General features: G+C 37.6%; 17 protein-coding genes. 15 read left to right on the top strand and 2 right to left on the bottom strand.

Annotated elements, in window-relative coordinates; translation table 11 throughout:
• The first annotated feature begins 69 nt into the window (after positions 1-69).
• Positions 70-909: a T9SS type A sorting domain-containing protein gene (locus tag HHL20_RS14040; protein WP_169231797.1), complete on the top strand. Its 840-nt coding sequence runs from the start codon at positions 70-72 to the stop codon at positions 907-909.
• Between the two features lie 74 nt (positions 910-983).
• Positions 984-2,258, top strand: coding sequence for a DUF6080 domain-containing protein (locus HHL20_RS14035; RefSeq protein ID WP_317166020.1), 1,275 nt, complete (start codon positions 984-986; stop codon positions 2,256-2,258).
• 96 nt (positions 2,259-2,354) lie between these two features.
• Here HHL20_RS14035 and HHL20_RS14030 read toward each other — a convergent pair whose 3' ends face one another.
• Positions 2,355-2,894 carry an SPOR domain-containing protein gene (locus HHL20_RS14030; RefSeq protein WP_169231796.1) on the bottom strand — a complete coding sequence of 180 codons (540 nt, stop codon included), beginning with the start codon at positions 2,892-2,894 and terminating at the stop codon, positions 2,355-2,357.
• Positions 2,895-3,079: 185 nt separating this feature from the next.
• On the opposite strand from HHL20_RS14030, the gene HHL20_RS14025 reads away from it, so the two are divergent.
• The 13 genes from HHL20_RS14025 (at position 3,080) to ypfJ (ending at position 19,157) form a co-directional block, all read left to right on the top strand.
• Positions 3,080-4,441, top strand: a complete 1,362-nt coding sequence (locus tag HHL20_RS14025; RefSeq protein ID WP_169231795.1) for a c-type cytochrome — start codon at positions 3,080-3,082, stop codon at positions 4,439-4,441.
• A gap of 22 nt (positions 4,442-4,463) precedes the next feature.
• Entirely contained in the window at positions 4,464-7,523 is a 3,060-nt protein-coding gene (locus tag HHL20_RS14020; protein ID WP_169231794.1) for a TAT-variant-translocated molybdopterin oxidoreductase, read from the top strand.
• Between the two features lie 25 nt (positions 7,524-7,548).
• On the top strand, positions 7,549-8,946 hold the full coding sequence (nrfD, locus tag HHL20_RS14015; RefSeq protein ID WP_169231793.1) for an NrfD/PsrC family molybdoenzyme membrane anchor subunit: 1,398 nt from the start codon (positions 7,549-7,551) through the stop codon (positions 8,944-8,946).
• Positions 8,933-9,454, top strand: a complete 522-nt coding sequence (locus HHL20_RS14010; protein ID WP_066435200.1) for a DUF3341 domain-containing protein — start codon at positions 8,933-8,935, stop codon at positions 9,452-9,454. The genes nrfD and HHL20_RS14010 overlap by 14 nt, the downstream gene beginning before the upstream one ends.
• Positions 9,447-10,169 (top strand): c-type cytochrome, encoded by a 723-nt coding sequence (locus HHL20_RS14005; protein ID WP_228463197.1) that lies wholly within the window; start codon positions 9,447-9,449, stop codon positions 10,167-10,169. The genes HHL20_RS14010 and HHL20_RS14005 overlap by 8 nt, the downstream gene beginning before the upstream one ends.
• An 8-nt stretch (positions 10,170-10,177) precedes the next feature.
• Positions 10,178-11,509 carry a quinol:cytochrome C oxidoreductase gene (locus tag HHL20_RS14000; protein ID WP_169231791.1) on the top strand — a complete coding sequence of 444 codons (1,332 nt, stop codon included), beginning with the start codon at positions 10,178-10,180 and terminating at the stop codon, positions 11,507-11,509.
• Between the two features lie 151 nt (positions 11,510-11,660).
• Positions 11,661-12,674: a hypothetical protein gene (locus tag HHL20_RS13995; RefSeq protein ID WP_169231790.1), complete on the top strand. Its 1,014-nt coding sequence runs from the start codon at positions 11,661-11,663 to the stop codon at positions 12,672-12,674.
• Between the two features lie 49 nt (positions 12,675-12,723).
• Positions 12,724-13,917 (top strand): hypothetical protein, encoded by a 1,194-nt coding sequence (locus HHL20_RS13990; protein WP_169231789.1) that lies wholly within the window; start codon positions 12,724-12,726, stop codon positions 13,915-13,917.
• Positions 13,918-13,919: 2 nt separating this feature from the next.
• Positions 13,920-14,456 (top strand): adenine phosphoribosyltransferase, encoded by a 537-nt coding sequence (locus HHL20_RS13985; RefSeq protein WP_169231788.1) that lies wholly within the window; start codon positions 13,920-13,922, stop codon positions 14,454-14,456.
• Positions 14,457-14,691: 235 nt separating this feature from the next.
• The gene (locus HHL20_RS13980; protein ID WP_169231787.1) at positions 14,692-15,399 is read left to right on the top strand and encodes a YfgM family protein; all 708 of its coding nucleotides are present in this window, start codon (positions 14,692-14,694) and stop codon (positions 15,397-15,399) included.
• 3 nt (positions 15,400-15,402) lie between these two features.
• Positions 15,403-15,921, top strand: a complete 519-nt coding sequence (ribH, locus tag HHL20_RS13975) for a 6,7-dimethyl-8-ribityllumazine synthase (RefSeq protein ID WP_169231786.1) — start codon at positions 15,403-15,405, stop codon at positions 15,919-15,921.
• Between the two features lie 222 nt (positions 15,922-16,143).
• Positions 16,144-18,228: an LTA synthase family protein gene (locus HHL20_RS13970; RefSeq protein ID WP_169231984.1), complete on the top strand. Its 2,085-nt coding sequence runs from the start codon at positions 16,144-16,146 to the stop codon at positions 18,226-18,228.
• Positions 18,229-18,305: 77 nt separating this feature from the next.
• Positions 18,306-19,157 (top strand): KPN_02809 family neutral zinc metallopeptidase, encoded by an 852-nt coding sequence (ypfJ, locus tag HHL20_RS13965; RefSeq protein WP_169231785.1) that lies wholly within the window; start codon positions 18,306-18,308, stop codon positions 19,155-19,157.
• A 53-nt stretch (positions 19,158-19,210) separates the two neighbouring features.
• Here ypfJ and HHL20_RS13960 read toward each other — a convergent pair whose 3' ends face one another.
• On the bottom strand, positions 19,211-20,038 hold the full coding sequence (locus HHL20_RS13960; RefSeq protein WP_169231784.1) for a GLPGLI family protein: 828 nt from the start codon (positions 20,036-20,038) through the stop codon (positions 19,211-19,213).
• Between the last annotated feature and the right edge of the window lie 65 nt (positions 20,039-20,103).

Here is a 20,103-nt window from a genome sequence, read left to right as displayed (position 1 = left end):
TTTTTTTTATAAAAATAAAATTATATATCGTTAATATATTATTTTTTAATAACTTAACAAAAAAATTTTATGAAAAAAACTTTACTTATAGCATCTCTAATATTAGGGATTATTGGAAATGCACAGACCATATTGTCTGAAACATTTGAAGGAAGCACTTTCCCACCGACAGGATGGACAAGATCAAACACTAATGCAACAAGAGCGTGGGATTTCACAAACGTAAATTTCACAAGTGGCTCAACATTGGAAACTACTTTTAAAATAACCGGAACAAAATCTGCCTGTGTCGATTGGATTTCTTCTACAAATACAGCAATTTTAGCAAGTCCAACATTTAGTTTGGCCACTGCTTCCAACCCGGTTTTAAAATTCAATGTAAAAGTTGGATGGTCTTATATGATTAATCAAAATGCCGGAAATTTAACGGCACAAGTATCAACCAATGGAACGACGTGGACAAATATCTGGACCGAAGATACTGAGCCTGGATTTATTGATGACGGTGATAGTAACGCGGACACGGATTTATATAATACAGTTCTTGTTCAGAAAAGTTTAGCAACTTACATAGGACAGTCAAATGTTCAAATAAGATTTCGATATACCGGAGCTGATGCAGATGCTGTTTCCATTGACGATGTGCAAGTTTTAGGATCTGTTTTGGCAACAGATGAGGTTACTGCAAGACCAAAAGCTAATATTTATCCTAATCCAACAAAAGGCGAATTTACAATTCAAGGGGATAAAAAAATAAAATCATCCACTATTTATGATGTATTAGGAAAACAAATTATTAAATTTAATACTGAAAAGGTAGATATCAGCAATTTGCCAAAAGGAACATATTTTGTTGCTATCGATTTCATTGATGGAACATCTGTTGCTAAAAAGGTAATAAAAGAATAATTAACTCATTTCAACACACTATAAACTCACCAATATGGTGAGTTTTTTATTTACTTTTGCAGAAAGTTTAGCCAGTGACAAAATTCAAAACAAAATTCATCCATTTTTTTAAATTGCTATTCCGTTCTTCAGGAACTGAACTGGTGGTTTTCCTATTTTTCCTGGTCGTTTACGGGTATTTAGGATCTTTTATTGCAATACACTATAAGATTATTTTCGACTCCAGAATTCCATGGGATGCTTATTTCAGCTTTGATAACAAATCCATCGTAATGACTGGCGGAAGTTTCGAAAGACATCCCCTGTCCTATTACTTTTTCAATTGGATCCGCGAGCTGGCACTGCTTTTCTCAGATGGCAAAATGAATGGAGATTTCCGGTTTATACTTGCCTGGTTCAGTAATATTGCCGTAAGTCTGAGTGTGCTTCAGGTTTTCAAATACCTGAAAAACATCATAAGACTTCCTTTAATCCTTAGTCTTTTGCTGGTTTTATTTTTCGGAGCTTTTTCAACAACAATCCTGCTTTCTTTCACTCCCGAAAACTTTACCTATACACTTTTTTTACTGACTTTATTCAATCATTATGCTGCTATAAAACTTAAAAAGGAGGAAAAAATTCCAGCTTTGGCGCTGGCTTTTTCAGGAATTACAATTGGAGGTTTAACAGTCACTAATATTGCTAAAGTTTTTATTCCTGTTGCGTTTGAAAAAGGACTTTTCAAAAGCTGGAAAAAACTTGGAAATGCTGCTTTCAGAGGGGCATTTACCATTATTTGTTTTGTTTTATTGTACCTGAACCGAATTGATTTTAAGTACGAGAATATCTTCAGTAAGACCAACGAGCAATATGAAAAATTCTCCAATGTCAATTCTACGCCGACCTGGGATATGATTCTTTCTTATTTTTTTGGTGGAAATATTTTATTTTCAGATTTCATAATCCGGGACAAGCACAATATGATGGGATATCATTATAAAGGTTTGGTAATGACTGTTTATTCATCATGGATTCCTTACCTTTTTATTATTGCCTTGTTGATTCTTATTATTTGGAGTTATTACAAAAATTTTAAAAACAAGCTGGTACAGGTACTCATGATTTCATTTTTATTTGATATAATCATTCACTGCATCATGAGATTCGGACTGCATACCTCGTATATTTACGGCGGGCATTTTGTTTTTATATATCCTTTATTGCTGGGATGGCTTTTTTATTGTTATAGAGATGCTCCGAAAATGTTATCTTTTTTAACGGTTGTTATAAGCGTTTTACTTGTATACCTTGCAACAAATAATTACTTGAGAATGACAGAATTTTTCTGGTTTCTAAACACATATTATTAACAGGAAAAACATTCATTTTCAGATATTTAACTATACTAAAAATAAAAAAGCTGAGACTTATTTTCTCAGCTTTTAACGTATATATTAAAACTTAATTTATTTTGCTTCCGCACAGAAAATTCTGTATTGAACAGCTATCGCCGATTTGAAATATTCTCTTATTTTGGAGAGATCTGATCCAGCACTTTGTTTTGTGAAATAGCTTCCTGCAAGAATTTTATAATTTGGTCTTAAAGACGCATCGGTTTCAACCTTTAAGTTTGGGAATCTTTTTCTGAAGTAAGCTTTCACTTCATTAGCCTCTTCATTACTTTTTACAGTTGTGATCTGAATTTTGTATCCTAAAATTCTTGGATTCCTTCTGCATATCTCTGCATTGGTAAGCTCCCGGTTGGGTACATAAATTTTTGTTGGCCTTGAGGAACCGGAGTCATCATCAGCATCGTTAGAAACGACCGTATTAGAAGTTCTTGAGCATTTATCTTCAATGCCTTCCAACGCAGCATTTACCTTAGAATCCATAGTCATCATCAATTCTGTCCCGGCCAAGGTATCTTTTTTCACAATTTGTTGGGCATCAAGAGTATAAAATCCACCGAACAACAGTATCGAAAATATTTTAATCAAATTTTCCATTTAAACTTGTTTCCGCAAATTTAGACAAATTAAAAAATTATACCAAATAGAGTTATTTAGAATCAATACAAATTAAACGTAAATGATATTTTCCCCTTTCTATATACCGTTAAATTCCTGTTAAATATATTATTTTTGCCGAATTGATTGAATGTTCAATATTTTACTAACATAAGATAATTTAAATGATTAGTTGGAGAAAGCATTATAGACAAACGTTGATCGCAATAGGCTTATTGTTATCAACCAGTGCTTCAATTTACGGGCAAGACGGCGATCCTAAGAATGGTGAGAAACTTTTCAAAGCAAATTGTACTGCATGTCACGCACTAGACAAACAAGTTGTAGGACCGCCTTTGAAGGGGGTTGTAGAACGGGTGAAGACAGAGGGTGGTGTAGACAAAGACTGGCTTCACAAGTGGATCAAGAACAACAAGGAGCTTAGAGCTTCTGGAGACAAGTACGCCAATGAAATTTTTGAAAAGTACAACAAGACTGAGATGCAGGTCTTTCCTAATCTTACCGATAAGGATATTGACGACATCTTAGCTTACACAACTAATCCTCCGGCTCCGGAAGAGAAAAAAGCAGATGCAGCACCTGCTGCAGATACAGCTCAAGCCGCTCCGGCGAACAGCTCTACTACTACCAACGTAGTAATTATTTCACTTTTAGCGATTGCAGGTCTATTGGTTTGGATCCTCTTGAAACTAAGACAATTGGTGAAATTAGGGCAGTCTGAAGAATTAGCCGGACTTAACGAAACAAGAGTAAAATCTTTCCGTGAAATATACGAGAAATACCACTATATCGGTAAAGGACTTATCGCTATTCTTGCCTTACTGGCAGCGTACGGCGTATGGAACTGGATCATGTGGATCGGGGTTTACAAAGGGTATAAGCCTGAACAGCCTATCTATTTCTCACATAAAATCCACGCAGGAGAGCAGAAGATCGACTGTCAGCTATGTCACTCCAGTGCCAAGTATGGTAAAGTATCTGAAATTCCTTCTATGAACGTTTGTATGAACTGTCACAGAACAATTTCAGAATACAATGCAGAGCACTACATGGAGCCAGGAAAAGATAAAGCTTTCTATGATGGAGAAATCAAGAAAATCTACGCTGCTACAGGTTGGGATTCTGAAAAACAACAGTACACAGGAAAAACCCAGCCGGTTGAATGGACAAGAATCCACAACATGCCGGATTTCGTTTACTTTAACCACTCTCAGCACGTTGTAGCAGGTGAGCAGGCAATCATCAATTCTTTCAACAAAAAGAATCCAAACAACAAAATCGATGTTGTATGTAAAGCTTGTCACGGTAAAATTGATACAATGAATGTTGTTCAGATGGCTAATGACTTCACAATGGGATGGTGTATCGAGTGCCACAGAACTACTGAAGTTGATATGAACAACGGTTATAATAAAGAATACTTCAAGAATCTACATGACAAGTTGAAAAAACAATACCCTAAAGATGGTGGTAAGATTACTGTAGATGCAATTGGAGGTCTTGAGTGTGGTAAATGTCATTATTAATAACTAAAAATTAGAAGTATAAATGGCTTCAAACAAAATACAATTTAGAAGTATTCACGAACTTAAAGATCCGGCTCTAAACAATAAGCTGGCTCAGAAAGAGTTCCAGGAAGAAATTCCGGTAGAAGATTTCCTTGGAGATGCTGAAAAGAACGGATCCAGTACTTCAAGAAGAGATTTCTTAAAACTATTAGGATTCTCTACTGCAGCAGTTACATTAGCTGCATGTGAAGCTCCGGTAATCAAAACGATTCCTTATGTGGTAAAACCGCATGACATCATTCCGGGGATTCCAAACTATTACGCTTCAACATATTTCGATGGTTTTGACTTTGCGAGTGTTTTAGTAAAGACAAGAGAAGGAAGACCTATTAAAATCGAACCAAACCCCGTAGCAGGAGACTTGGGAAAAACAAGTGCAAGAGCACAGGCAAGCGTACTTTCTCTTTATGATAACGATAAAGTAAAACAGCCTAAATTTGAAGGTAAAGACGAAACTTTCGATAAAGTAGACAGCTTCGTTATCAAGGGGCTGGAAGAAGCTAACGCAGCAGGAAAAAGAATCGTGTTATTATCACATTCTTTCGCCTCACCTACTTTCAAAAAATTATTCGCTGAGTTTAAAGCAAAATATCCTACAGCAGAATTAGTAACATACGATGCTTATCCATACGCAGCAGCATTAGATGCAGCCCAGGAAGTTTTCGGAACAAGAGCATTACCTGTTTATGACCTTAGAGGAACTGAATTGGTAGTTTCTTTCCAGGCAGATTTCTTAGGAGATTACAACGGCGGAGGATTAGAATCTTCTTATGCCGCTGCAAGAAAACCGGGGCAAAACATGTTGAGACACATTCAGGTGGAATCAAACATGTCATTAACCGGCGCCAATGCAGATTCAAGAGTTAGATTAAAGCCAAGCTTGGTAAACAAAACTTTAGTTGAAGTATACAATGCGATCGTTGGTGGCGGAACTTCAGATAAAACAGCTTCTGAAATCGCTAAAGAACTACAGGCTAAAGGAAATAAAGCGGTAGTTTTCGCAGACGGTTCAAAAGGAGCTCAGGTTTTAGCACACCTTATCAACCAAAAGCTTGCTTCCGTGGCTTTCACAGGTAAAGCAAACTTATTAAAAGAATTTGACAAAGCAAGATTCCAGGAATTCCTTGGATGGGTAAATGCAGGTCAGGTTGGTGTATTGATCGCCAATAATGTAGATCCTATTTATTCTTATCACAAAGGAGAAGATTTCAAAAAATCTTTAGCAAAAGTTCCTTATGTAATTGCTGTTGCTGATAAGAAAAATGAAATGTATAAAGCAGCGAAAGCTGTAATTCCTGTAGCCAACTGGCTGGAATCATGGGGTGATATAGAGCCTCAGACAGGAGTATATTCATTAATGCAGCCAACCATCCAGAAAATCTACAAATCAAGACAGATTGAAGAATCTTTATTGGTTTGGAAAAATGGAAAGAACAACGCTGCCAACAACTACTACGATTATTTAAAAGCAAATGCTTCTTCCGTACTAGGAGGAACTTCATTCAACAAAGCTTTATATAACGGATTTAATACTTCTGTAAATGCTACAGCATTATCTTACGCAGGAGGAAATGCCGCTCAGGCAGTTGCTGAATTAGGAAGTTTCAAAACTTCTGATTTAGAATTGGTATTATACACCAAAACAGCAATGGGAGACGGTACTCAGGCCAACAACCCTTGGCTTCAGGAATTACCGGATCCTATTACAAGAATGTCTTGGGATAACTACCTGACAATTTCTCCGAAAGATGCGGAAAGATTAGGAATAGAAAACGATCTTAATGCAAGAATGCAGCTGGACGGTTCTATTGTAAACCTTACGGTAAACGGCGTTACTATAAAAGATGTTCCTGTATTCATTCAGCCGGGACAAGCAGAAGGATCTGTAGGTCTTGCGCTTGGATATGGTAAGAAAAATTCAGGGGCGACAGCTGATACTGGAGTAAATGCATACCCTTTATTTGATGGATCTAACTTAGTGGTATCTAATGTCAAATTAGAGAAAACAGGAGAAGATCATGAATTTGCGGGGATTCAGCTTCAAAATACATTAATGGGACGTTACGAAATTGCTAAAGAAGTTCCTTTGGCAGATTTCTTAAACGTAGCATTTGATGATGAGCATAAAGGATGGAATAAGCCTTTGGAATATCACACCATCAGCGGAGCGCTTCCTGCAAGAAAGATTGACCTTTGGGATGCTTTCGATGATACGGACGGACCTCACTTCAACATGTCTATCGACCTTAACTCATGTACAGGCTGCGGATCTTGTATCATTGCATGTCAGGCAGAAAACAACGTTCCTGTAGTAGGAAAAGAAGAGATCAGAATGTCAAGAGATATGTACTGGTTAAGAATCGACCGTTACTATTCTTCAAGACAGAAAGTGGAAGTATATGAAGGGTTAAAAGAAGGAATGGCAGTTCCTGAATTATATGGTACTGCATTTGGCGACGGAGGTGCACTGAACCACCCTGCTGATAATCCTGACGTGATCTTCCAACCTGTAATGTGTCAGCACTGTAACCATGCACCTTGTGAAACAGTATGTCCGGTAGCGGCTACATCACATGGTTCTCAGGGACAAAACCATATGGCTTACAACAGATGTATCGGTACAAGATATTGTGCAAACAACTGTCCGTACAAAGTAAGACGTTTTAACTGGTTTACCTACAACCTGAATGACAAGTTCGATTTCAACATGAACAACGATCTTGGAAGAATGGTACTGAACCCAGACGTAGTTGTAAGAACAAGAGGGGTAATGGAGAAATGTTCTTTATGTATCCAGATGACTCAGACCACTATTCTTGAAGCTAAAAAGGAGAATAGAATCGTGAAAGACGGAGAATTCCAGACAGCTTGTTCAAAAGCTTGTACTACAGGATCCATCCAGTTCGGAGACATGAATGACAAAGCATCTGAAGTCAGAAAGTTATACGCTGGCAACAGAAGATATTATTTACTTGAAGAGATCGGAACCAAGCCAAACGTGTTCTATCATACTAAAGTAAGAAACAGAGTAGAAAAATAAAGTTTAAATAATAAATAGGTAAAAAATGTCAGGACATTACGAAGCTCCGATAAGGGAACCTCTGATTATTGGTCACAAAACTTATCACGATATCACGGAAGATATTGCACGACCTATCGAAGAAAGAGCAGGGAAATTATGGTGGATCTCATTATATGCAGCCTTGGTTCTATTCATCTATGGATTTGGGTGTATCGCTTATACTATCGGAACAGGTATTGGAGCATGGGGGCTTAACAGAACTATTAACTGGGGTTGGGATATTACCAACTTCGTATGGTGGGTAGGTATCGGTCACGCCGGAACCCTAATCTCAGCGGTATTATTATTATTTAGACAGAGATGGAGAATGTCTGTAAACAGATCTGCAGAAGCAATGACGATCTTCGCGGTAGTACAGGCAGCAATCTTCCCGGTAATTCACATGGGTAGAGTTTGGGTAGGATATTGGGTATTCCCTTTACCAAACCAGTTCGGTTCTCTTTGGGGGAATTTCAACTCCCCTCTACTTTGGGACGTATTTGCAATCTCTACATATTTCTCGGTATCAACAGTATTCTGGTTCATGGGTCTTATCCCTGACTTTGCAATGATCAGAGACAGAGCTAAAACGCCTTGGACTAAGAAAATTTATACATTCCTTGCATTCGGATGGGGAGGTAAAGCAAAACACTGGCAGAGATTCGAAGAGCTTTCTTTGGTTCTTGCAGGGTTGGCAACGCCGCTTGTATTCTCGGTACACACCACCGTATCCTTTGACTTCGCAACTTCGGTTATTAAAGGATGGCACTCTACAATCTATCCTCCTTACTTCGTGGCCGGTGCGATCTTCTCAGGATTTGCAATGGTACAGACCCTATTGTTAGTAGCAAGAAAAGTTTGTCACCTTGAAGATTACATCACTATGTATCATATTGAAATTATGAACATCGTAATCATCTTAACAGGAGGTATGGTAACGGTAGCTTATGCCACTGAATATTTTATCGGATGGTATTCCGGATCAAGATTTGAAGACTTTACTTATCTTTCTCCTGGTGCTGCTGTGGGACCTTACTGGTGGGCTTTCTGGGCGCTAATCACTTGTAACCTTATTATTCCTGCATTATTCTGGTTCAAGAAAGTAAGAACAAATATTATTGCGACTTTTATTATTGCATTAATCATCAACATCGGTATGTGGTTTGAGCGTTTCGATATCATCGTAATCAACCTTTCAAGAGATTACTTACCTGGTTCTTGGACGATGTTTAAGCCAACGATCATTGATGTGGGCGTATATTTAGGAACAATCGGATTCTTCTCTGTATTATTCTTATTATATGCAAGAACATTCCCTGTAATTGCACAGGCAGAATTAAAATCGATTTTGAAAATCTCAGGTGAAACTTATAAAGCAAAAGAAGGAGATGAGCACCACTAAAATTGTATACGGACTTTATGCTGACGACGACGATTTAATGAACGGCGTTAAAGCATTCAACGATAAGGGAATCGCAATCAACGAAGTTTACACTCCGTTTCCGGTTCACGGACTAGACAAAGCTTTAGGGTTAAAGAAAACAAGAATTTCTGATGCTGCCTTTCTTTATGCTCTTTACGGAGTTACGATCGGTGCTACCTTAACATGGTATGTAATGAATCATGACTGGCCTCAGAATATCGGTGGTAAACCGGCTTTCGACTGGGGACACAACATGCCTGCATTTGTAGTGCCCATGTTCGAGCTTATGGTATTCTGTGCAGCGCACATGATGTCATTAACTTTTCTGGTAAGAAACAAAATGTATCCCGGAGCTCCTGCGCAAAACCCGGACCCGAGAACAACGGACGATAAATTTATGATGGAATTTGTAACTGATGATGTAGAATCTGTAAAGCAGTTGCTTATTGAAACCGGAGTTGAAGAAATAACTGTTAAAGATGCTTAAAATGAAAAAGAATGTATTAAAAATTACAGCAGTTTTAGGTTTAACAACAGTTTTACTTAACTCTTGCGGACCGAAAGAAAATACACCGCTGGTATATTTCCCGGACATGTATTTTCCTGTAGCTTACGATCCATTAATGAAAGCTCAGGATGCTTATTCTGATCATGAAAATGAAATTCCTGCTTTTGTAAAAAATAACGGAGCCACAGGCCTTACTCCTGTAGAAGGATCTGTTCCTCAAAATAAAGACGGTGTTTTTGAAGAAGGATTACTTCCTAAAACTGTTGACGAGTACAATGCCGGATATGATGCTTCAAAAAGTATGACCGCTTCTCCTTTAAATCCTGCAAACGCTGCAAAGGATCTGGAAAGAGGAAAAATATTATTTGAACATACCTGTGCGGCTTGTCATGGTGTAGGTGGAGACGGACAGGGTCCTATCGTACAGTCCGGAGCCTTTTCCGGTGTACCAAACTATGCCGACAGAGAAATTACTGTAGGATCTGTTCACTATGTAATCACAAACGGTAGAAATGCTATGGGATCTTATGCAGGGCAACTAAACGCTGGAGACAGATGGAGAGTGGCTATGTATGTGATGAATGCCTTCAAAAAAGGAGCAGCTGCACCGGCCGCTGCAACACCGGCAGCTGCGGCTACTGCAACACCTGCACCTGCAACACCTGAAACTAAGACTACCGAAACTAAAAAATAAGAAAAGAAATGTATAGTTTTTCACCAAAATTAAAATCAACTTCTATAATCCTTCTTGTTGTAGGTTTAGTTCTGTTTGGTATTGGTTTCTTCTTAAATAAAGGAATCACTGCTGAGAAAATAGAACACATGATGGAAGCTGTTAATGCTTCTGGTCATACTGCTCCTACACATTCTAGTGAAATGGTTGGTCCTCAGGATCACGCTGCTCATCTCGAGCACGCGACTCTTCAGGTACACAACCAGCCTTTAGCGGCAATACATTTTGTAGCTGTATTTTTCTTCGGAGTAAGCTGCTGCGTATTATTCTTCTATTCTATTCAGCATGCTGCACATGCAGGATGGCCGATCATCATTACAAGAGTAATGGAAGCTATTGCTTCTTATATCCCTTACGGTGGTGCTATCTTAATCATCCTGATGCTTTTAAACATCACTCACCAAGGACACCTCTTCCACTGGATGGACCCTGAATTGACAGACCCGAATTCTGCTCATTTTGATGTGATCTTATTTGAAAAAAGAATTTTCTTAAACATACCTTTCTATGCCGTAAGAACATTCATCTATGTACTAGGTGCTTCTTTCTTCGCTTGGAAACTAAAGGCTCAGTCTAAAAAAGTAGATGAAACCAAATCAAAGGTAGATTATCAAATGCTTTACAGATGGGCAGTAGGATATATCGCATTCTTCGGATTTGCTTCTGCTGCTTGGGCTTGGGACTGGTTGATGTCTATTGACCCTCACTGGTATTCTACCATGTATATCTGGTATTCTATGGTAAGCTGCCTATCAAGTGGTATCGCGGTTATCATCCTGCTAAGTGTTTATTTAAAGAAAAACGGATCCCTTCCACAGTTCAATGATAACCACTTACATGATTTAGGAGTATTCCTTTTCGCTACAAGTATGCTTTGGACGTATACATGGTTTGCACAATTTATGCTATATTGGTATGCAAACATTCCGGAAGAGGTTAATTACTTCTTCGGAAGATTCCAGCACTACTCTCCTACTTTCTTACCAATGCTTATTGTAAACTTCTTATTACCACTATTGGTATTAGTGAGCAGCAGCATCAAGAGAAACTATAAAGTTGTAACAACAATGGCTGTAGTAGTGATCTTCGGACACATTTTAGATTACTTCAACATGGTAATGCCGGGAACAGTAGGACCATACTGGAAAACTCCTGAAGTATTCTTATTAATCGTAGGGGCAATTCTATTCGTAGTTGGTCTGTTTATGTTTACAGTGCTTTCAGCATTATCTAAACTTAAATTAATCCCTACAGGAAACCCTTACCTGCACGAATCTGAAATTTATGAATATCCTTTCTAAGGAATTTATAATAAGATAAAACCGAAAGACTGATTGTAATGATCAGTCTTTTTTGTTTTAATTCAAAAAAAAATAAAAGTTCATGCAACTTTTTTTAATTTTTGTTGTCTTATACATAAAAGTCAGATTTTAATTATTAATAAAATTAACCATGAAGAAAAGTCTCTTATTATTACTTTTGACATTTGCTGTCCATTTTTTTAATGCACAAACCATTACTTTCATTTCTGAAAAGACAAACAAACCTCTTCCCAAAGTTTCTGTATTCGGAAAAGACGGAAGCATTGTTGCGTATTCAGATATAGATGGTAAGATTGATAAAAACTTAATAAAACCTGACAAGGAAAAATTCCAGCTGGTGTATGATAATATTTCAGTAGCAACACTGTCTTATTCAGATTTTAATCAGGATATCATTAAAATTAATGATCGTATAAAAGATATCGAGGCGGTTGTCATTAAAAATAATAAGCCTGCAAAATACATTTTTGTAAAAGGAAACTTCAATGCCTATGTTACCGTTAATAATAAACTTAATTGCTACACAGACGGAATCGTTACCTATATTTTCGATAACAAAACAAAAAAGCTGAAATCAGCCAATGTAGAACAATACCGTATTTTCAGGCTGGAAGACGCAACTTTCGAGAAAAAACAAACCGGAATGTGGGATTATCAGGCAATGCTGAGACTTCCTGAAATGAAAGAAGTAGGAAATATTTTGGAGTACAAGAAAAAGAATTCTGTAATTAAAGAACTAAAAGGCCAGCAGAAAGATCAGATCGAGATCACCGGTGAAGCATTACAGGAAAAAGAATTTGCGCTTTTCGGATATCGGTTCTTTGATGTAAGAACAATTATCAACGCTGCCTACGGGAAAGATACCTCAAAAACACTTAGAGATTTATTAGAATATAATGAAATTGCTTTTCTAAAACTTAAACATAAAAGTGAGCCCGAATACAACCAGCTAATTGTTTACAGAAACTTCTATCCTACAGAGTTAGTTTTTAAAAACGAAAATGATACAGAAAAAAATAAATTTGACATTAAAAACAGCAGCTACGCCACAAATTATTGGGAAAGTCCGGATTTTCCGAATATGCAGTCCGTTTTCAGTTCCTTTTTCAAAGATGATTTAAAAGAAAAACAAAATATAAAATAAAATCCTCTATTAATAAACGTTTTACTAAATTTGTGGCAAACGGAAAAAAATGAAAAAGTTGTCTTTTCTGCTAATTCTCAGTTTGTTGCTTTTTACAGCATGCAAAAAAGATTCGGTAGATGCCACCAACACGAAAACTTTACAGTCGAGCATCAATGATATGACGGCAAGTCTTCCAACCATTAAACAGATTAAGTTTAATGAAGCACTTTATATTTTAAAGACCTTCGGAGTGGAAGCCGATGGTGATGTTGCAGAATTAAAAGCGCTGGGCCAGCTGATTAATGGTAAAAAAGTTCCTGAGATCATGGCAATGGCAGACCAGGTAGCACAGAAAAACGGTATCGAATGGGCCAGTAATGCCCCTCCATCATTAGGTGAAATGAATATTTTCGGCGACGATAAAGCAAAAGAAAGTGATCCTAATGACGTAAAAGCCAACTCACTCAGCATTACTACACGACCAACAGGTGATGACGGGACAGGCTCACCAACCGCTATCCAGATTGTTCCCCGACTTGTGGATAATGCCGGAAACCCCGTTTCTTTTACAGGAGCAGGATTGGAAGCTACTCTTGAGATTTTCAGCAATGGGGTAAAGCTTTCTACAGCCAAAAACCTGATGCAGGATAATAATTTTAAAGGATTTAATTTAAAATTCTCATCCATCCCTGCAGCTAAAGTCGTTGATAATAAAATTGACATCACCGTATCGGTAAAAACAACGGCTAAAACGTTCAAGATGACAAAAATAGGGTTAGATGTAAACCCTTCATTACTGAAAGTGCCGGCTCCTGTGGTAGTAGACTCAATGGCTGTAAGTCAGGATCCCGCTGTGATCGATCCGAATAATCCTGGTGCGACAGTACCATCCACAGACCCAAATGCAGCACCAACGACTCCTGCAACGCCAAAACAACCGGCTGCAGATCCTAAGAACGTGGTTTCAGGATTTTTAAACAATGTAAGCTCTCAAAACTTAAAAGCTGCCTACAACTCTTCCAGCAACCCAAGCTGGGGAAGCTACGAATCGTTCTCCAATCCTACTTCAGGTTTCGGATCCGTGAAAACCGTGAGCGTAAAAAATATCACCACGAATCTTTCCAACCCTAATGTCGCAAGCGTCAATGCAACCTACGACGTTACCGATAAAAACGGAAGAACAACTTCTTTAAAAGCAACTTTCGGATTAAAAAATGTAAACGGCGAATGGAAAATTTCCAGCTATAAAATCAACCCTTAGAAATGGCTTCACAAGAACTCATCATGAGACTGGGAGAAACAATAGAAAATGTTCCTGATTTTCCGATTCCGGGAATTCAGTTTAAAGATATCTCTCCTATTTTTTTAGATCCTAAATTATACGAAGATGTAATCGCAGACCTTGTAGCGTTTAGTAAAGGAAAAGTAGATGCTGTCTGCGGGATCGAAAGCCGGGGTTATCTTTTCGGGATTGCCATCGCTGTCGCCCTTGAAGTTCCTTTTATTTTAATAAGAAAATCAGGCAAACTTCCTCCGCCTGTTATTTCAGAAAAGTATGACCTTGAGTATGGAAGTGCCGTCATCGAAACGCGTGAAGGACAGATAAAGCCGGGACAAAAAGTCCTTATCCATGACGATCTGCTGGCAACCGGAGGAACGACGGAAGCAGCAGCAAAACTTGTCGAAAAGCAGGGAGCAACTGTTTCCCAGTTCAGCTTTCTGATTGGTTTAAAGGATTTAAACGGAGAAGAAAAATTAAAAAAATTCAATGCGGAGGTATATCATATATTAGAATATTAATCCAAAATATTGATGCTTCGACAAGTTCAGCATGACAGTTCTGATACTATATGTTACTATAACTGTAAATTGTTAGCACTGTCAAACTGAAAATTGTCGGAGCATTTTTTTAATCAAATAACACCTGAGAATTCACATTTCCTTTCTTTGATTAAATAAAAATCAACAATACGCACAAAGTATTTTGCAAATCATTCAGAAACAATTAAATTTGCATTTCAATTTTTAACAATTTATGGCAAAAATTACAAAGAATGCTCAAAATGAGCAAGAAGGTAAAGAAACAGTGGAGTTTTTTAAAGATCTTGACAGAGAAGCTTTAAACACCGAAAGATTTATAGAAAGATATTCAAAACCATTGGGTATTGTTTTCGGGGTGCTTGTTTTAGGCGTTCTGGGATTCTTCGCTTACAAACAATTTGTAGTGACTCCTAAAAATGCTGAAGCTGTAAAAAGTTTCCTTGCCGCTCAGAAAAATCTTACTGAAGGAAAAGAAAAAGAGGCACTTGGCGGTAAATCTGCTGCAAATCCAGGTTTCTTGGGAACGTATAATGAATATTCCGCAACCAATGTTGGTAAGCTTTCTGCTTACAATGCCGGAATCCTTAAGTTTAAGGAAGGAAAATTCCAGGAAGCATACGATCTTTTGGATAAATTTTCATCAGACAACAAAACGTTGATGGCAATGAAATACGGTGCAATGGCAGATGCACAATCTGGTCTTAATAAAAATGAAGACGCATTGCAATTGCTGGATAAGGCAGCTTCTGCTTCAGACGATCCGTATACAACTTATTATTTCACAAGAAAAGCAGGTATTGTGGCTTTAGGATTAAACAAAAAAGCCGATGCTAAAAAATATTTTGCTACAATTGACGAAAAATATCAGGACTATGACAACGGAATGTCTGACTCTTATATTGAAATGACTAAATATTACTAAAAAATGGCAACAGTTAATCTTTCTGATTATAAGCCACTTCATATAACCAATGCCGATGAATTTTCTATCGGCATTGTTTTTTCTGAGTGGAATGACTTTGTAACCTATAATCTTCGCGACGCAGCATTGGAAATCCTTCAAAAAGAAGGTGTTAAGCCTGAAAACATCAAGCTTTTCCCGGTTCCGGGTGCTTTTGAACTGAACTATGCAAGCATGCAGCTTTGTAAAGAACGTAAATATGATGCCGTAATTTCTATCGGCTGTGTAATCCGTGGAGAAACGCCTCATTTTGATTACGTATGTTCAGCGGTTGCCCAAGGCATTAAAGACTGTAATATACTTACAGACACACCGACTATTTTCTGCGTTCTTACGGACGATACGAAAGAACAATCCATTGCAAGAAGCGGTGGAGATCTGGGAAATAAAGGTGTTGAAGCAGCAGTTACCGCATTAAGAATGATCGATTTCAGGAAAAATCTATCCGGTAAAAAGGGAAATATAGGATTTGGCCATTCATAAATAAGCCTATAGCTTTTAAATATTTGAGGACTGTTTAACAACAGTCCTTTTTTTTATCAATGTAAATAAAAAACACATGATAAACCGCCCGATAATGGTATATTCTTAATGTTATTTTAAATAATTATAAATTTTACAAATATTCCTAAATTTTAAGATTTTATATTGAAGAATTACATTCAATAGCTACATTTGCAGGAATTAACGTTTAATTAATAAATGATGTTTATCCAAAAAATTAAACCCTTTCTATACTTAGGTATTTTTTATCTGACAATCTCATTTCTTGTGAGAATGATATTCCTATTTCATCCTATTACAACCGCAGATTTCAACTTTTTGGAGGTAATTAAAATACTGATGATCGGAATTGTGAATGATATTTTTGTGTTCATTCTCACATGCCCTTTTCTGGCCGTATATTTTGTATTTTTATCCAACTCAAAATATCAGAAGCCTTACGGGTACATTATTCTGGGATTATTATGTGCTTTCTTTTTATACATTCTTCTCATCCCGGATAATATTTTCAAGCAATATGGCGGCTCAGCCGCTGAAATAGCATTGGCATTTATAGGCCTCAAGATCATTATATTCAGCCTTATGCTTTTCCTGCCGAAAAAACGTTTACAAATTAGGAATACAATGTACTTCATTACTGTTTTCCTGTACGTTCTTCTTATCATTTTTAATGCCGTAAGCGAGTATTTTTTCTATAATGAATTTGGATTGCGATATAATTTCATCGCGGTAGATTACCTGATCTATACCAATGAAGTTATCGGCAACATTATGGAAAGTTATCCTGTAGTTCCTTTGTTTCTGGCGATATTTGCCGTTGCCACAGCGTTTACCTTCTACATTTATAAAAAGACCAAAACAGAACTTTTATTTCTTCCAAATCTAAAACAGAAAGCCATTTTATTAACTTCATTCTGCATTTTAGTAGCCGTAAGTCTTTTAGGATTAAGTTTCACCACAAAATTAAAATCTGACAACGTTTTTGAAGATGAGATCCAGGCCAACGGATTGCCAAAATTTTATTGGGCATTTACGCATAATGAGCTGGATTATTTTCAGTTTTATCCTCAGATTAACCAGCAGATTGCAGAAAGGAATTTCCTGAGCCAATACACCCCGCCAGTTTTAAAAAGAACTATCCAGTCTGAAAAACCGGAATTAAACAAAAATGTGGTTTTGATTTCCATTGAAAGTTTATCTGCAGACTTTATGGCGCATTATGGAAACACACAGAAAATAACTCCTTTCCTGGACAGCCTTGCAGATAAGTCACTCATGTTTACCAACCTTTATGCTACCGGAAACAGAACCGTTCGCGGCCTTGAAGCACTTACACTCTGCATTCCGCCAACTGCCGGAGAAAGCATTATCAAAAGAGAAAACAACAAAAACAAATTTACGACAGGAAGTGTTTTCAAATCAAAAGGTTATGATGTAAAGTTCCTGTATGGCGGTTACAGCTATTTCGATAATATGAAAGACTTTTACGAAGGTAATGGATATGATATTGTTGACCGAAATAATTTCAAGCCGGAGGAAATCTCCTTTGCCAACGTTTGGGGCGTAGCAGATGAAGATATGGCGAAAAAAGCAATTCAGGCTATGAATGCCGAAGCAAAATCCGGAAAACCGTTTTTTAACCATTGGATGACGGTCTCCAATCACCGTCCTTTTACCTATCCTAACGGAAAAATTGATATTCCCGGAGATGCAAAATCAAGAGAAGGCGGCGTAAAATATACCGATTATTCTCTTAGGAAGTTTTTTGAAATGGCTAAAAAACAAGACTGGTATCCCAATACGGTTTTTGTTATTATTGCCGACCATTGTGCCTCAAGCGCAGGAGACACGGAACTTCCGATGGATAAATATAAAATTCCTGCAATGATCTTTTCGGAAGGATTTATTCAGCCTCAGAAATTTACACAAACCATGTCGCAGATTGACGTGATGCCAACGCTTTTAGGATTGCTTAATTTCAATTATCAGACTAAATTTTTGGGACAGGACGTGTTCTCAAAAGAGTTTCAGCCTAAAGCTTATGTAGCCACCTATCAGGATCTCGGATTCATTAAAGATAATTATTTAACTGTTATTTCTCCGCTAAAAAAAGTTAAACAATATGCTTTAACACAGCAAAAAAACAGCCTTTCTCCGGAATTTAATCTGTATTATGATGAAAAATATGTAAAGGGGGATCTTCAGAATAAAAAGCTTATCGAACAGGCTATCTCCGCATATCAGTCTACCTCATACTGGCTGAAGAAAAACCAACTTAATCGATAATTGCTAAAATATTTTGCCATCCATAAAGAAATTAGATTTTAAATTTCTAAATTTATATATCACAAAATAATACAACTATGAGATGGACTGACGACAGAGGCGGCAACGTAGAAGACAGGCGTGGACTAGGCGGCGGAGCCGTTGTAGGGGGCGGATTGGGAACTTTGATTATTGCTGCCATCGTTTTTTTTCTGGGAGGAGACCCTTCTTCCATACTTTCTTCCGGAAACAGTTCCGGTACAGCACAAACCGAGCAGAGAGAACTCTCAGCGGAAGAAAGAAAAATCGGAGAAATGGTAGACATGATGGGAAAATGGAATACCAATACCTGGGAGCAGGTTTTTACTGAAAACGGGATGACCTACGAACCTCCGAAAATCGTACTTTTTGAAAGCACAACACGATCCGGCTGCGGAACTGCACAGGCAGCAATGGGACCTTTTTACTGCCCCGCAGATCAGTCCGTTTATATGGATATGAGCTTCTTTAATGAACTGCAGAAACAATTCGGAGCAGAAGTAACAGAATTTACAGTTGCCTATGTTCTTGCACACGAAGTCGGCCATCATGTTCAGACCCTTTTGGGAACTACGCAAAAAGTAGACGAAATGCGAAGAAGCGGGCAATATAGCGAAGCAGAAATGAACAGGATTTCCGTAGCAACAGAATTACAGGCAGATTTTTATGCAGGACTTTGGGCAAAAAGGACGGATGCTGAAAAACATATTCTGGAACCGGGAGACATTCAATCTGCGATTGATGCTGCAGAAGCTGTTGGAGATGATAATATCCAGAAAAGATCTCAGGGATATGTGAATCAGGAAAGCTTTACCCACGGTTCTTCTGCACAGCGTAAAGAATGGTTTATGAAAGGATACAACACCGGAGATATCAGACAAGGCGATACCTTCAACCAACTTTTAAGATAGAATTTAAATCAACTTTAAAACAAAACCCCCGAAGATTCTCTTCGGGGGTTGATTTATTGCAGTTCGATTGGATTACTGTTTTTCTTAGCCTCTTCTTTTACTCGATCTTCCATTCTCTTTCGCATTTCTGCAGGATTTCCGCCGCCTCCACGGTTACCCCCACCGATTCTCATTGTCCCGCCACCTTGTGACATGAAAGCCATAGGATCTTCCATGAATTTTTTCTGCTGCTTTACATAATCGGTTCTTTTTACTTTAATGATATTTCCGAACTGATTTAATGCAGGAAAATCAGCAATTTTATAATTTTTCATCAGATCGAAAGAATATTCTCCTTTATCATCTTCCACTTTTACGATAAGCCCCGGAAGTCCTCCGAATTTGTACGGCCCGTCCTGATAAGGCAAATCTGTGGTGAACCATGCGGTCCATTTTCTTCCTCCAAAATCAGTTTCAGCTTTTTGCACCTTATACTCTCCTATTTTTGTGGTCTCAGGAAATATTTTCCAGCTGATAGGCCTGTCTTCTTCATACGTGTAAACATCTCTCCCTATTCTGTCCTTAAAAATAGTCTTCTGGCTTTTTTTATCTTTTTCTACAGAGTAATTAATATTAGATCTCAGATTTTCCATTTGGTCCCTGTTAAAACTCCTTGCTCCACCACTTTGTATGGTAGCCTGTATTACAGAATCTCTCTTAATCCTGTTTTCAGAATAGAATACCGATTTTTCCTGAGAAATATCGAGATATGCATTTTCTGTTTTAGTATCATTTTTATTAGATGCGTCCGGCTTCATGGTGACCTGATACACAAATCTGTTGGTCTGGGCAAAAAGAGTCTGCACGAATAATGATAAAGCGATGATGCCTAGTTTTTTCATTAAGGTAAATTTATAGTTTGGATTTTAAAATCTTTACAAAGTTAAAGCCATCAATAATAAAAATC

It is taken from the genome of Chryseobacterium cheonjiense, assembly GCF_012927265.1.
Classification (GTDB): domain Bacteria; phylum Bacteroidota; class Bacteroidia; order Flavobacteriales; family Weeksellaceae; genus Chryseobacterium; species Chryseobacterium cheonjiense.
Note: the sequence above shows the minus strand (reverse complement) of the source record. Positions and strands in the feature narration are given on the sequence as shown.